At 42.5% G+C, this 14,511-nt stretch carries 11 protein-coding genes; 3 read left to right on the forward strand and 8 right to left on the reverse strand.

Annotated features, from left to right (window positions below; translation table 11 throughout):
- Positions 1-4 precede the first annotated feature (4 nt).
- The 3 genes from dinB to ompL47 form a co-directional block, all read right to left on the reverse strand.
- Complete coding sequence (gene dinB / locus DLM75_RS21090; RefSeq protein WP_118970486.1) at positions 5-1,096, reverse strand: DNA polymerase IV; 1,092 nt, start codon at positions 1,094-1,096, stop codon at positions 5-7.
- Between the two features lie 49 nt (positions 1,097-1,145).
- Positions 1,146-1,877 carry a ComF family protein gene (locus DLM75_RS21095; protein ID WP_118970487.1) on the reverse strand — a complete coding sequence of 244 codons (732 nt, stop codon included), beginning with the start codon at positions 1,875-1,877 and terminating at the stop codon, positions 1,146-1,148.
- A gap of 89 nt (positions 1,878-1,966) precedes the next feature.
- A complete protein-coding gene (gene ompL47 / locus DLM75_RS21100; RefSeq protein ID WP_118970488.1) occupies positions 1,967-3,043 on the reverse strand; it encodes a multi-beta-barrel domain surface protein OmpL47 in 1,077 nt (358 codons plus the stop codon).
- A 149-nt stretch (positions 3,044-3,192) separates the two neighbouring features.
- Here ompL47 and DLM75_RS21105 point away from each other — a divergent pair, with 149 nt between their 5' ends.
- On the forward strand, positions 3,193-3,807 hold the full coding sequence (locus DLM75_RS21105; RefSeq protein ID WP_429945551.1) for a flagellar filament outer layer protein FlaA: 615 nt from the start codon (positions 3,193-3,195) through the stop codon (positions 3,805-3,807).
- Positions 3,808-4,121: 314 nt separating this feature from the next.
- Here the strand turns inward: DLM75_RS21105 and DLM75_RS21115 are convergent, their stop codons facing one another.
- Entirely contained in the window at positions 4,122-6,503 is a 2,382-nt protein-coding gene (locus DLM75_RS21115) for a PAS domain-containing sensor histidine kinase (RefSeq protein ID WP_241548010.1), read from the reverse strand.
- 600 nt (positions 6,504-7,103) lie between these two features.
- On the opposite strand from DLM75_RS21115, the gene DLM75_RS21120 reads away from it, so the two are divergent.
- Positions 7,104-10,604, forward strand: a complete 3,501-nt coding sequence (locus DLM75_RS21120; RefSeq protein WP_118970492.1) for a response regulator — start codon at positions 7,104-7,106, stop codon at positions 10,602-10,604.
- A gap of 21 nt (positions 10,605-10,625) precedes the next feature.
- Here DLM75_RS21120 and DLM75_RS21125 read toward each other — a convergent pair whose 3' ends face one another.
- The 3 genes from DLM75_RS21125 to DLM75_RS21135 all read right to left on the reverse strand — a co-directional run bounded on the left by DLM75_RS21125 (position 10,626) and on the right by DLM75_RS21135 (position 12,152).
- Positions 10,626-11,135, reverse strand: coding sequence for a MarR family winged helix-turn-helix transcriptional regulator (locus DLM75_RS21125; protein ID WP_118970493.1), 510 nt, complete (start codon positions 11,133-11,135; stop codon positions 10,626-10,628).
- 19 nt (positions 11,136-11,154) lie between these two features.
- Entirely contained in the window at positions 11,155-11,685 is a 531-nt protein-coding gene (locus DLM75_RS21130; RefSeq protein WP_118970494.1) for an acyl-CoA thioesterase, read from the reverse strand.
- Between the two features lie 104 nt (positions 11,686-11,789).
- Positions 11,790-12,152: a TIGR04452 family lipoprotein gene (locus DLM75_RS21135; RefSeq protein ID WP_118970495.1), complete on the reverse strand. Its 363-nt coding sequence runs from the start codon at positions 12,150-12,152 to the stop codon at positions 11,790-11,792.
- A gap of 306 nt (positions 12,153-12,458) precedes the next feature.
- Here DLM75_RS21135 and DLM75_RS21140 point away from each other — a divergent pair, with 306 nt between their 5' ends.
- Positions 12,459-13,289, forward strand: a complete 831-nt coding sequence (locus DLM75_RS21140) for a DNA-formamidopyrimidine glycosylase family protein (RefSeq protein ID WP_118970496.1) — start codon at positions 12,459-12,461, stop codon at positions 13,287-13,289.
- Between the two features lie 171 nt (positions 13,290-13,460).
- On the opposite strand, the gene DLM75_RS21145 is transcribed toward DLM75_RS21140, so the two are convergent.
- Positions 13,461-14,483, reverse strand: a complete 1,023-nt coding sequence (locus DLM75_RS21145; protein ID WP_118970497.1) for an NAD(P)-dependent oxidoreductase — start codon at positions 14,481-14,483, stop codon at positions 13,461-13,463.
- Between the last annotated feature and the right edge of the window lie 28 nt (positions 14,484-14,511).

Genomic DNA, 14,511 nt, shown 5'->3' on the forward strand with positions numbered 1-14,511 from the left:
AATATTATAAAGCTGGAAATAAACTCGGTTCGTTCTCTTCCACAAAATTCGGATGAGAAAGGCTGATTCCTAAGAGTCGAATCGCTTTATTTGCTACAAGTTTTCCATCCTTCGTTTCGATGAATTCTTCCAAAAGCGGCGAAGCCGTTTTGAAAAGGTCTTCCGCGGAAAAAATCATCTCGGGCAAAGTTTTGGATCTTGTTTTCAAAGTAAAATCGTGAAATTTAATTTTCAAAGTCAGGGTTCGTCCAGAAAAATCCCTTTTTTTTAATCTTCGTTCCACTTCTCCGGCGACGTATTTCAGCTGATTGAAGAGATCTTCTTTTTCGATTCGGTCTTGATCGAACGTAATTTCCGCCCCGAGCGATTTGCGTTCTCTGGAGGATTCCACTTCTCTGTCGTCTTCTCCTCTCGAAATTTTATAATAGTAGATTCCCATTTTACCGAAATGTTGAACGAGTTCTTCCACACTTCTTGTACGCAGGTCCTTACCGGTACGGATTCCCAATTCATCCATTTTTTGAGCGGTCACTTTTCCAACTCCGTGAAAACTGCTCACAGGAAGAGGTTCGATAAAGGAAACCACGTCTTCCGGTAGAACTACCGTTAGCCCGTTGGGTTTGTTCTTTTCCGAAGCCAACTTTGCGATGAACTTTGAATTTCCGACGCCGGCAGACGCAGTAAGGTTCGTTCGTTTTAAGATTTCGTTTCGAATCTCCTTCGCGATCGTAACCGCATAAGGAATATTCTTTTTATTGAATGTAACGTCGAGATAACCTTCGTCCAAGGATAACATCTCGACTCGATCCGTGTATTCTAAAAAGATTTCTTTGATTTGTCTGGAAACTTCCTTGTAGGCTTCGAAACGAGGAAATACAAAGATCGCCTGGGGAGCCAACTGCGCGGCCCGAGAACAAGGCATCGCAGATCGAACCCCGAATTTTCTCGCTTCATAAGAAGCGGCCGCGACTACGGATCGACTTCCGGGGGGACCACCTACGATCAACGGTTTTCCTTTGTATTCCGGGAAATCCCTTTGTTCCACGGAAGCATAAAAGGCATCCATATCGACATGAATGATTTTTCGTGGTTCCATCTTCAGCTCCGGTCAAATTATAACATACTAAACATTTGTAACCTACTTTTTATTTCGAACCTTTGCCCTCCGTTCGGATCAAGGTCAGTACTCGGACCGAAGTCGCGCCGTTTTCCAGGAGAATTCTCGCGATTTCGTTTGCAGATGCCCCGGTTGTGAACACGTCGTCCAAGATAAGATAATTGCCTTTGAGACTTCCTTTATACTCTTCTTTGATTTGAAAGGCAAGTCTCGCGTGAATAAATCGGTCCGCATAACTTTTCCCCGCCTGTTTTTCATGGCTGATTTTTAAGACGGGATCGATAAAAGGAAACGGAAGAATCTTTTGCAATCTCTTCGACGCAAAATCGCAGGATTCAAAGGGCCTTTTTTTTCTGCTTTGGTACCATTTTGTTTTTGTAGAAGGCATGACGATGATTCCTGAAAAGGAAATTTTTTTCCAAGAAACAAGTTTCCTTTTCATACCAAGGCAAAGATATACTGAGAGCAGATAAACGGACTGAAATTTAACGTAGTTCATGACCTTCGCGAGGAAAGGAGTTCTACTTCTTAAAAATTTTAATTCTTCGAAGAATAAATTTCTGGAAGAACAAAAAGAACATTCCGATTCTACATTCCATTCTTTGCATACTCCGCATTCGACTCCCTGAAAAATTTCAGGACTTCGATTCTCATAGTGGCAGAGTTTACAAACCCCGATCTTAGAGGAAAAAAAATCGTATCTTCCGCAAAACTCGCAAGTTGAAGGAAGAAATAAATCTAAGAATTTCCATAGTCCCATATCCTTTACAGTTCCGGAAAGGATGCGCGGAAAATAAAAAAGCCCGGAAAATTCCGGGCTTTTTCGTCATCGGTAAGATTTTTTAATTCTTACTTTTTAGCAGGAGCTGGAGTCGCCGGCTTTGCTGGTTGAGGCTGAGGAGCAGGTTGTGTGTTGCTGTTCGAGCTTGCATCCACCTTACGAATCTGCGTAGTCGGAGGATTTACGTCCACGGAAAAGCTGACTTTTTTTGTTTCACTTTCGTTTCCTACATTGTCCACCGCTTTAGCTTCGATCGTGTGTTCTCCTTGAGAATCGATTACGATGGATTCCGCATACGGAACAAAATCAGGAGCGTTGTCGACTTTGATCAGAATTCTTTTGATTCCGGATTGTCCGTCCAACGCTTTGATGGTGAAAGAGTTTCCTTTTCTGGAATACGTTTTTCCGTCGATGATGACGAGAGGAGTATTTCCTTGAATTTCAACTTCCGGTTTTACGTCATCGAGAGTAACCACGAGAATCGCTTCCGAAGTTGCATTTCCGGAATTGTCGACTGCGGAATACTTGATTAGATTGACGCCGGCTTTTTCCAATTTAATCGGCTGGTTGTCATAGGTTTTCAAATCCCCGCCGTTGATGGAATACTTCACTTCTTTGACTCCGGAAAGTCCGTCGATCGCGGTGATCGTATAAGTTACGTTTTTAGAACCGTAATTGTATCCGTCGAGATTGTAGAGAATTTCGCTCGGAGCGATTTTAACGGTTGGAGCTGTGTTGTCCACGACCACGACAAGAGCCTTCGCAGGTTCTTTGTTTCCAGCCTTGTCCACAGCTCTATAAGTAAGACGGTTTACGCCTTCCTTTAGAATCGTAATCGGAGAAGTATATTTTGCATAATCAGCGTCGCCGATCTTGTATTCAATATAATCTACGGTGCTGGAATCGTCTTTCGCGGAAATTTCAAAAGAACTTTTAGAGTTCACATAAAGATCTGCATTCTTTACGTCATCACTTTGAGTGTTTCCCGCAGTCTTAGTGGTAGCCGCAGGCGCTGTCGCCCCTGTTTGCCCTTGGGTCGTTGCCTGAGGGGTAGAATTTTCGTCCAGATCTTCCTGTGCGACGAGAGCCACGGAAAAGGACATTAAAAAAGCGATTGCGAGTCTTGCAAGATAAGAACCCTTCATTTTACACTCCTATGAATTCGGTTAATTAGTTTTTTGACGATATTCGGATAGTGGAAACATTTGGAAGGAGCGTGTCAACCGATTCTATGAAAAAAAAATCCTTCCTCTCAAGGAGAGAGAACTTACTTTCAATTTACGTTCTCTTAGGGATGCTTCTTTTTTTCAAATTGCCCAATTCCTTAGACGCTCAAGAAAAATCTCCCGCGGAAATTTGGAAACAAGTGGTCGTAGAGGATTTTGAAACGAAAGACTGGAGTAAGAAGAATCTAAAGACACGTCTGGCGAAGGAATACGATCCTGACATAAGAACTTCCTCCCTTCTCCTAAGTCCCGAGAGGAATTCTTCCAAAAGTCTTCTTTTAGAAGTGCCCGCCGATAAAAATCAGTCTTTTGAAATACTCTGGGAATCTCCTTGGAGGACGCGCGGTTTCGTTCAGGAATTTCAGTTTCACGTCTATTCCTCCGGATCCGGAGCGTCGCTTTACGTTTTGTTAAGAGATTCTACTTTAGAAGTTAAGAAAATACTAATTACTCATCTTAGTTTTGAAGGTTGGAAAAAAATCAAACTCAACGTGGTGAGAAAGGTTAGACAAGACGATATCGTTTTTACAAAACAAGCGCCCTTGGAATTCCTGGGTCTTCTTTATGAGGCTCCTTTCGAAATGAAACGAGGAACCAGAGATCTATTCGCGATCGACGATATTCTAGCGATCATCAGAGATAAGAATCGAATGTTCCCGAACGATAAAACCCTCGTTCGTTAATCGTTTCCGATTCTGATAAAAAAGAATCCTTTGATCCAAATTCTTTCTCGAAGTCAGAGGAATTTCAGCCGAAACTAAATTCGATTTTTATAATAAACTTTGAAAATGGAAATCGAGAACGAACGTTTTTCTTTCCCGAACGAAATCGCCTCCAAATCCCGAATTTCCAATCCTGGAAGAACGAGAATCCTCCGAAACTCTATTCGGATCGGACTTCAAGTCCGATTTCAATCATCTTTCGGTTTAATTGTTTTTGTCGGAACAGTTGGAAAATTTGCGATTCATCCGATGACTAAGGTTTCGCCTACACTCAATTAAGCGATCGGAAGAAGAACAAAGAACCGGGTGCCGGCGGGAGAAGTCTCAAAACGAATCGAACCTCCGTGTGTTTCGATGATTCTACGTGCGATGTCCAAACCGAGACCGGAACCTTCTCCTTGCCCCTTCGTAGTAAAAAAAGGTTCGAAGATTCGATCCTGAACCACAAGCGGAATCCCGGGTCCCGAATCCGACACGATCACTTCGACTTCATTTTCGCCGCTCCTTCTTATCCCAATCCCCAGAACTCCTTTGAATGACATCGCTTGAACGGCGTTGTAAATCAGATTCGTCCAAACGTGGATGAGATCGTCCGCATAACCTTGAATTGGTGGAACCTCCTCGTAATTTTTATGAATTTCCACTCCCGTTTTCAATTGATTTTGATAGATCGTAAGAACGGTTTCTAAACCTTCCGAGAGGATTACGGAAGTTTTAATTCCTTCCGAACCGAAATGAGCGAATTTCCGAAGCGCAAAAACAACCTTGGACGTTCGATTCACGGACATATCGATCAGCCTGGAACTTTTCGAAGCTTGGATCTCTTCCATGGCGAAGTTGAAAAGAATCGGAACGTGTTCCCCGGAAAATAACTTAGGAAATTCTTCCAGAGCATCTTCCAAACCGGACTCGACCAAGTCCTGCGCTACCGAATGTGCATTTTCGATTTTCCTTTCTTTGAGTTTTACTTCCAGCTCCTTGATCTTGAGACGAGCTTCCTTTGGAGAAATGATTTCGTGAATTCTTTTGCCTTTGTTCATAAAAGCGAACAATTCCTTCAATAAGGAAATATCCAAACCTTGAATCAAATCCGAATGACGGGACAATCGGTCCGTAGAATGTTCGAAATAATTCTGAATGGAATCGTTCGCCGCCTTGATCACTCCGATCGGATTATTGATTTCATGCGCTATACCGGCGACTAACTGTCCTAAGGCGGCCATCTTCTCGGAAACGATCAACTGGTTCTGGGTTTTTTTTAAGTTCTGGAGAATCTCTTCCAATTCCTGTTTTTGTTTTTCGATCAATTCTTTTTGATCCGAAATTTCCTTATTCAACCTTCGCAATGCTTCGGCCTCTTTTTTTTCCGAAATATCTTTCACCAGATTGATCACACAAAGTTTACCGTTGATCTCGGCGAACATACTATAACATTCCGCGTGAATGGCTCTTCCGTCCTTCGCTCTCAAAATCAACTCTTGGTCCAGAAGAATTTTTTCCCGAATCAATCTTTCCAGATAATCCGCGCGAACTTTCGGGTCGGGCCAGATGTTCAACTCGGTACTCGTTCTTCCGATGGACTCCTCTCTAGAATATCCGAATAAATTCACAAAGCTATCGTTGACTTCGATGTATCTTCCCTCTTCCACCGTTGAAATCGTAGTGGAAATCGGACTCAAAGTAAACACTTTGGAATAAATCTCCTGCGTCGGTCGCAGAGCTTCTTCCGCCAAATATTTTTCGGTGATATCCTGTGCGGTCCCGTATGCGAGAAACGAATTAAGGAATCTTCCCTTTACGGAAAGAAAACGATTTTTTCCGTCGATCCTTTTGATCTGATAAACGAACTCGATCGTATAATTTGGATCATCCCTATGCGTCAAACATTCGGCGAGTAACGAAAGGAGTTTTACCCTGTCTTCCTCTTCAACGTACGAACTTACAAAGGATGAGAAGGACATGTTGACGGATTCCATCGCTGTAGAATCTCCCAAAATAAACTGGTATTCCTTCGTCAACGTCAGCTCTAACGTTTCCGCGTTCAAACTCCAGCCTCCCAATTTCGCATAACGTTGAACGTCGGAGAGTTCTCTTTTGACTTTCTTAAAACCGAGCAGAGTGTATCTCATCAGAATGGCGACGAGGATAAACGCGGAAATTTCTCCCATCAAAACGGACCATGGACCAGTTGGACTTTCCACCGGAGTAATGATTCCCTTTTGAATCAGATACTCGCTGAGAATCGCCAGAGAAACCGAGAGTGTCGCGTAAAAATAAACGGCTCTGGTTCCCAAAAGTAGAGCGGAAATTAAAATCAACACAAGGCTAAACGGAAATACTACCGTTTGAGTCGCCCCTTCCCGAAACATGATCCCGAACGTCGCCAACCATTCGATTCCGATCATAACATGCGCCGCGAGCAATAGTCTTCCGGTCTTAGCGATGATGTGACATACAAGAACCGCGACCGGAATGAGATAGGCCGCTATGTAGATCGCCTTCGGCTTTTCCGCGAGAATGGGGTGCAAAATCCTATAACTGAGAGCGACCGCCAAACAGGCGATCATGATCCCGTACATCAAACGAACGGAAAAATCCTTCTCCGTATCTGAAAACACGGGCGGCATCAGGAAAGAAGGTATTCTAAAACGAATCATAAGCTTAACGAAATCGGGAAACCATTTTTATTCGCAATCATACGGAAGCAAAGCTTGATTTCATTGGAAATAATTTTTTTTATAATTCCCACGAACCATTTCCGATTAAGATCGGAGTATTCTAATACGAAGGAATTAACGTTCTAACATTCCAAGACCTAAATCAAATACGCCGAATATTCGAGCGCGAAATGAGACCTATACAAGAATACTCATAAATCACAAAAAGTAAATTCGATTTTTTGAATATTCTCTCTTGAATTTAAAAAATTCTATTTATTATTTTGATAAATGGGCACCTTGGGAAACGTGAAAAGGATATTTCGGTTTTGATTCTCGTTGAAAGAAATTTCACCTCTAAAGAACGCATGAGATGCGTGAATTTGACATAGATTGAACAAAAAGGAATTATAAGAGAATGCATTCCACCCTTTCCGAAAGATGATCGAAATTCTAAGGTCACTCGAAACGTAAATTCGGAATCTTTCGAAGCAATGAAAGCTAACTGCGAACCTGATTTTAACTTGACCTTTCTTTTTTTTTCGGTTTATAAAGTCCCGAAGACCTATACAACTGGTCTCATCCGTCCAATTTTACGATATGCAAAATTCCCTGGAACAGGAACTCCGTCTCCGGATTCAAAACGATATTTCCTTCTTCGATTGGATTCAAAACCAGGCGATGGATGGGTTATGGATTTTAGATCTGAATTCGGAGAAGAATTTTTGGTTTGATAAAAAATTCTTACGAACGTTCGGCCTCAGACAAACTCCGAACGACCCGTCCTCAGTATTTACGAAGGAAAGCCTCCGAAAAATTTCCGAATTCGTCCTAAATATAAAAGAACGAGGTTTGGAAGACCGCGAAGAACTTTTTTCTTTTTACCGCAACGAGAAAGAAATGTCTTTCAAGACAAATTTAATGACCGTAAAAAACGAGCAAGGAGTCGCCTATCTTTTGTTAGGCGGATTGGACATTTCCGAAAAACTCTTCGCTCCGGAGGAATCAAAAAATCTTCGCGGACCACTCGATTCGATTTTGGACTCATTACCCGCTCTTATCGGTTTTTGGGATTCGAATCTGATCAATCGATTTGCGAATAAAGCCTATTTGGAATGGTTCGGAATGAAACCTCAGGAAATATACGGCAAACATATTCGAGAGGTTTTAGGAGAATCGCTTTTTGAAAAAAATCTTCCCTATATGGAAAAAGCCATTCGGGGAGAAATACAGAGTTTCGAACGAAAAATTCCGATGCCGGACGGGAAATCCCACAAACACTCTTTAGCGCAGTACATACCGAATCTTGTGAACGGAAAACCGTCCGGCTTTTTCGTGATCGTCAGCGACATCACTTCGATCCGAGAGACGACGGAACAATTACGAAAGAGCGAAATCGAATTGAGCACTCTTTTCGAATCGCTACCCATCGGAGTGACTTTACTGAATCACGATCACGAAATCGTAAAAGTAAATCCGGCATTGGGAAAGATCGTCTCAATCAATAATATCAGTTTGGAAAAAGGATATTATAAAAATAGAATATATCTTAAAGCGGACGGTTCGTATTATTCACCGGAAGAACTTCCCAGTTTTCGTGCAAGAACCGGACAATTCGCTATTAAAGACGAAGTAGTCGGAATTCAAATCGAAAACGGGTCGATCATTTGGACCAAAGTTACTGCCGTACCATTGAATCTTCCGGATTATTCCGTAATGATTCTTACGTACGACATCACGGAAAGTAAGAATTTCGAAAGCGAACTGATCAAGGCAAAAGGTCTTTTAGAACAAACAAGTCGCCTCGTTCGAATCGGCGCTTGGGCCGCGGACTTAAGGTCCGGAGTCGGCACTTGGTCGGCGGTTACGAAAGAAATGCACGAGGTTCCTCCCGACTTCGAACCTACGATCGAAACCGGACTTCGTTTCGTAAAGGAAGGGGAAAGCCGCGCGATGGTTAAGGAAGCCGTTGAAAATCTCATCTCAAAGGGAATTCCCTATGATATCGAAATGCAACTGGTCACGTACAAAGGCAATGAACTCTGGGTCCGTTCGGTTGCAAACGCGGAATTTGAAAACGGAGTTTGTGTAAGAATTTACGGAGCGTTATACGACATCGACGAAAGGAAAAAAACCGAGATCGCCCTCTTTCAAGAGAGATCAAGATTGCTCGCATTCGTCGAACACGCTCCCGCCGCGGTCGCGATGTTCGATACCGAAATCAAATATATCGCGGTCAGCGAGAGATGGCTCGCGGATTATCATCTCCAGGGCAGAGACATATTGGGCTTATCCCATTACGAAGTTTTTCCGAACATCTCAAAGGAATGGAAAGAAACTCATCAGAGATGTCTTTCCGGAGAAGTCCTTAAAAACGATGAGGACGTATGGAGACCGGCCGGATGGGAGCAAGATCAATATTTGCGATGGGAAGTTCGACCTTGGTATCAGTTGGATGGAGCGATCGGCGGCCTCATGATGTTTACGCAAGATATCACCGAAAGTTGTCTGCAAAGGGAAGAACTCAAAAAAGCGAAAATTCTTGCGGAAAGGGCGAGCAGAGCGAAATCCGAATTCTTAGCCAATATGAGTCACGAAATCAGAACACCGCTGAACGGGATCATCGGATTCACCGATCTATTACTCCGTACAAATCTGGATCCGACCCAACACCAATATATGATGACCGTATATCAATCCGCGGGATCATTACTGGAAGTCATCAATGATATATTAGATTTCTCTAAAATTGAAGCCGGAAAACTCGAACTTTCAAACGAGATGACGGATGTCTGGGAATTGGGAAGTCAAGTAGTAAACACGGTTAAATTTCAAGCGCACAAGAAGAATTTGGAGCTACTCGTAAACATATCTCCATCGGTTCCAAAATTCGTAAACACAGATAGCGTTCGACTGAGGCAGATTCTCGTAAACCTGTTCAGCAATGCGATCAAATTTACGGAGGAAGGGGAAATTGAATTTAGAATCGAAGTTCTAAATATGATTTCCGAAAAAGAATCCGTAATTCGATTTTCGGTACGCGATACGGGTATCGGAATCGCGAAGGAAAACCAAAAAAGAATTTTCGACGCCTTTTCCCAAGAGGACGCTTCGACCACGAGGAGATTCGGAGGGACCGGATTAGGACTAACCATTTCCAATCAAATTCTCGCGATGATGAAAAGTAAATTGGAACTCGAGAGCAAGGTTGGGAGAGGAAGTATGTTCTTCTTCGATCTTACGATGGAAATTTTGGATTCAAATCCGACCAACGAATGGCCGAGATATGAAAGCGTAAAAAACATCTTGATCGTGGACGATAACGATAACAATCGGAAGATCCTGGAAGAAATGTTAAAATTATCGAATATACCCTGCGAACTCGTAAAAAACGGAACCGAGGCGATAGAAAAAGTCGCCGGCGGGAATCGATATGACTTCATCCTACTCGACTATCATATGCCTTTCATGGACGGAATGGAAACCGCAAAGATCATACGGCAAAAACTCAACGTCACCGAACAAGAACAGCCAATCATCTTGTTGAGTAGCGCTTCAGACGATTCAAACACGATCGAAGAATCGCAGAAGGTCGGGATTCAGGAAGTGATGACAAAGCCGATTTATATTCGAGAACTTTACGATTTGATCGGAAGAAACCAGATTCTTAAAAAACCTAACTTACAAAAAAACGAAAATAAAACGGGCGAAGCGGTCACATCGATTCGAAAAGCGGTAAAAATTTTAATAGCGGAAGACAATCCGGTCAACATGCTTTTGACCAAGAGCATTATCGCAAGAATTCTTCCTTCTGCCAAGATCGTGGAAGCGCGCAACGGATTGGAAGCGGTGGAGCAAAGCCTAAAATCAATACCGGACTTGATTTTTATGGATATTCAGATGCCGAACATGAATGGATACGAGGCGACAGAGGCGATTCGAGGATTGGAAATGGAAAGAAGAGTTCCGATCATCGCGCTAACAGCGGGTATCGTTTCCGGAGAAAGGGAAAAGTGTATCGAAGCCGGAATGGACGACTACGTAAGCAAACCAGCAGTACAGGCAGATTTTACGAAAGTAATCCTAAAGTGGTTGGCTTAGAAAAAGCCAATCCGTTCGTACTTAATTGTTTTCGAATATTCTTTTTTTTGAAATCGTTCTAAGACCTTTTATGATCGACTTCCATTCCGGAATTCCTAGATTTTGAACGACGCGATCGTGCGCCACTTTCCAAACCGGGTAAGCGTAGCGAAGAGCTTCCCAACCTTTTTCCGTGAGCGCGACTTTTCTCGCCCTCTTATTTTCCGAAGGAATATCCTGAATATAACCTAACGTTTCCAACGGTTCCAAATTTCTAAGAAGAGTCGTTCGATCCAAAACAAGAAGATCTGCCATCGGAGAAAGTTCCATCCCCTCCGTCGTTCCGAGAGTCATAAGAATGTTAAAGCGGGCCGAAGTCAGACCTACCGGATCTAAGACGTGATCAAAGTATTGTGCGATGGCTCGGGAGGCCCTCTTCAAATTGAAGTTCAGACAACCCAAGCCTACGGTCAAAAGTTCGTCACGAGTCGGATTAAGAGATCCTTTTTTTGACTTCCGATTCGAAACCGTCGACTCCACCTTTTTGACCATACAATTCTCCGTTTTGATTTTAGACGAGAACGGCTTCTAAGCCAGGAGCCATCGTCCGCTTCATTTCGCGAACGCGCTCTTCAAAATTTCCGTTCTGCAATCCCGAATCCGAATAGAGGACGGAATTGAAAAACTGATTCAACTCCTCACCGTGCCGGGTCGGTCTTCCCCTTTTAAGATCTATGAAAGCAAAATCAATCCATATCAGGGCTTTTAATTTTTTTCCGGCTTGGTCATACATCAAATCCTCGTTTCGAATTCCTCCGTCACTCTTCCCAACCAATCGAGTAACGATACGAACCAGATCGCTCTGTTTCGCGGGTTCGAGATAGGCAATTTGTGTTCGAGTCACCACCCAGGATTTCCCTTCTCTGGAAGAATGTTCGAAAAGATCGAAACCGTAAAAATCCCTCAAATGGTCTTCGCGCGCCTCCAAGAAGTAATCCATATAACGAGCGTTATTGAGGTGCCCGAAAGGATCACAATCCTGGAACCGGATTCGATAGATACCGGAAGGAGATAATTCCGTTTTATCCAATGTAGAAAGCATAAAGGCCTCCGAAACTTTTATGTGCAATTACACAGTTGCATTTACACATGTGTAATTGCACACTTTGCGACAAAAAAGTCAACTCCTTTTAGAGAAAATTTTTCTCAATCGTTTTGTAGGAGAATTCCGTCCGGTTTGAGATTACAGTCGAACAACATCGGCAACAATGGAGAAATGATCGCTCCGGTCGGAGAGGCGATGTTTTTTGCACAATCGTCGATTCTTGCTTTCGGATAGTATTTGTCGTCTTCCAGACCGGCAAAGTCCGGAGCCAAAAGAAAGACGAGCGATTCAAGCGGAGTATCCACGATGCCGGCGGCCTTTCGCAGGGAAGCGACTTTGTTTACCGCATCGGCGATCTTTTGTCTTGCTTCCTTTCCTTTATATCTTGTTTCCAAACCTAAGGAATCGACGACGAGACAATTCACGAATGCAGATATGAGAATGATACCAAAGATCTGTTTCATGGATTCCTCTTTTCGAGTGAGAGAACGATTTTTAGAATCTCAGGATTTTAATAAGAATCGAAGACTAACTCGTATTTTTTCTATCTCAAAGAAATAGATTTTTATATAAAGAAACAAGCAGTTTTCTCAAAAAATATTTCTCATTGAATACTTAGGTATTCCGAAATCGATGTTCCTTTTTTAGAATTTTCATCTTAAAAGAACGTGTGATTCAACGACGCAAAAATATTCTTTTTATGAGAATTCCGATCTCAATTCAAAGAACAACTTCTTGACGAAAGAAAAAAAATCGACTCCAATCGGCTTATGCCCGAGCTTCCGGATCTTGTGATCATTCAAGAAAGACTGATTCCAGAATTGATCGATCGAAAAATTAAATCCATTGAGATCATCGATCCGATCGTAGTAAGGGATCTAACCGGCGGAGCGATAGACAGTTCTTTTCAAGACAACGTTTTTCAAAAGATAGAAAGAAACGGACCTTTTCTGAATTTTATATTTGAAAAAATGAATCTTGTTATCCATCCGATGTTGTCCGGAAGATTCTCCTTGGATCCGAAATACAAACGAAAAGATCTTTGTATTCGAATCGTTACGGATGGGCCCATTTTGAATTATATGGACGATACGAGAATGGGAAAGGTCTACTTTTTAAAACCGGAAGAATTGGGGCAAATTCCGAAATACAAAGAGCAAGGAGTGGATCTACTTTCGGAGAATTTTACGGAATCCATTTTTCTGAAGCTAATGAATAAGAATAGAAAACAAACGAGGGTTTTTCTGATGGACCAAACCAAACTCAGTGCATTAGGAAATGCTTATGCGGACGAAATCCTGTTCGCGGCAAAAATTCATCCCAAAACTCCCTGCAATCAACTCACGACGGAAGAAAAAATCTTACTCTATAAAAGTATAAAGGAAGTCCTTCACACTTCGATCGATTTTATCCGAAACACGAACGCGCCCTTGGAAGTAAAAGTAAGAGATCACGTAAAAGTCCGAAATCGTAAAAACGAACCTTGTCCAGTCTGTGGAACGACGATCCGAAGAGCGAACGTCTTAGGTTATGATTCCTTTTTCTGCCCGAATTGCCAAAGGGCAAAGGGAAAACAGTTTATCGATTGGGGAAATTCTTAGAAAGAAATTCAAAAATCGGAGGTTTTTGAAAAACGATCCGCGCGAAAATTCAAACTCGGTTTTAGAATGATTCTTTGCAAAATTTCGATCGCTACGGTCTTAAAGTTCAACCCCTTCCCGATTCAAAACAAAGTCGGTTTAAAAAATCACTTGGACTTCCAGGATAAATTCTTAAACCAAACCCCAGTCCAATCGTATCGGATAAGAATTGCGTCTTCTTTCGAAATAACTCGAATCCCCGTTTTTCCAAGAATCTCGTAGAAGACGATCCTCCTCTAAAAGAAAGGTTTCCGTCTTAAATTCTCCTTCGGTTTCTAAAAAGGATTCAAGGGGAGGCAACGGCTTGTCCCCATAAAGGATCGATAACTTTTCTGCGACACGATGAGTTCCGCTCATTCTTCCGATCTGGCTATAACCCGCGATATGAGGAGTAAAGACGGAATTTTTCGTCTTCGATAAAACAGCTCCGAATTCTTCAGTTGGAGGTTCCGGATCAAATACATCACATATTTTGAATATGTCTTCCCTTTCCAGCAATTTTACAAACGCTTCCGGAGTAAAAATTTCTCCACGACTCGTATTGATTAGGACGGTTCCGGATTTGAAAGAATCGATCGACGATTCCGATACCGATCGAAAAGTCGGATCAGAGCCGTCCTTTGTGAGAGGAACGTGATAACTTACGATATCGGAACTCAAAACTTCCCGAAGAGATACGGATTCCGCCTTGTAAAATGGATCGTAAAAAACGGATTCTACTCCGAAAGACTTTAGAATTTTATGAAATTCTTTTCCTGTATGACCGTGACCGATCATCCCAACTCGAAGTCGCTTTAATTCCTGATCGGAAAACCGACTTTTGAGTCCTGCAAAACAATATTCCGCGACGGAACCCGCGTTACAACCGGGTGCGTTCAAAAAAATTCTTCCCGTTTCTTTTAGCGCCGCAAAATCCACGTGATCGGTTCCGGAACTGACCGTCGCGAAAATTCTTACCGTCGGATATTTTTGTACGGCGTCTTTGTTTACTTTCAACCTCGTATTCGCGACGAGAATCTCCGGTTCTTCTTCGTTCAACCGAATCATTTGATCGGGAGTATAGGAACGGACATCCAATCTTTCCAAATAGGAAAAAATTTCCTTCGCCCCCGTGGTCCCTTCCGGGTAATAGAGAATCGGTCTTTTTTGTTGCACGACTTTGTCATTTCATACGAACCCACTT

The sequence above is a fragment of the Leptospira stimsonii genome, assembly GCF_003545885.1.
Taxonomy (GTDB): Bacteria; Spirochaetota; Leptospiria; order Leptospirales; family Leptospiraceae; genus Leptospira; species Leptospira stimsonii.

What these genes read in the sequence shown, in the direction of transcription:
- DLM75_RS21125 (WP_118970493.1), bottom strand. Translation starts at nt 11,135, where the DNA reads ATGGTCAAAAAGGTGGAGTCGACGGTTTCGAATCGGAAGTCAAAAAAA.
- DLM75_RS21140 (WP_118970496.1), top strand. Translation starts at nt 12,459, where the DNA reads ATGCCCGAGCTTCCGGATCTTGTGATCATTCAAGAAAGACTGATTCCA.
- DLM75_RS21135 (WP_118970495.1), bottom strand. Translation starts at nt 12,152, where the DNA reads ATGAAACAGATCTTTGGTATCATTCTCATATCTGCATTCGTGAATTGT.
- DLM75_RS21105 (WP_429945551.1), top strand. Translation starts at nt 3,193, where the DNA reads ATGCTTCTTTTTTTCAAATTGCCCAATTCCTTAGACGCTCAAGAAAAA.
- DLM75_RS21120 (WP_118970492.1), top strand. Translation starts at nt 7,104, where the DNA reads ATGCAAAATTCCCTGGAACAGGAACTCCGTCTCCGGATTCAAAACGAT.
- DLM75_RS21130 (WP_118970494.1), bottom strand. Translation starts at nt 11,685, where the DNA reads ATGCTTTCTACATTGGATAAAACGGAATTATCTCCTTCCGGTATCTAT.
- DLM75_RS21095 (WP_118970487.1), bottom strand. Translation starts at nt 1,877, where the DNA reads ATGGGACTATGGAAATTCTTAGATTTATTTCTTCCTTCAACTTGCGAG.
- dinB (WP_118970486.1), bottom strand. Translation starts at nt 1,096, where the DNA reads ATGGAACCACGAAAAATCATTCATGTCGATATGGATGCCTTTTATGCT.
- DLM75_RS21115 (WP_241548010.1), bottom strand. Translation starts at nt 6,503, where the DNA reads ATGATTCGTTTTAGAATACCTTCTTTCCTGATGCCGCCCGTGTTTTCA.
- ompL47 (WP_118970488.1), bottom strand. Translation starts at nt 3,043, where the DNA reads ATGAAGGGTTCTTATCTTGCAAGACTCGCAATCGCTTTTTTAATGTCC.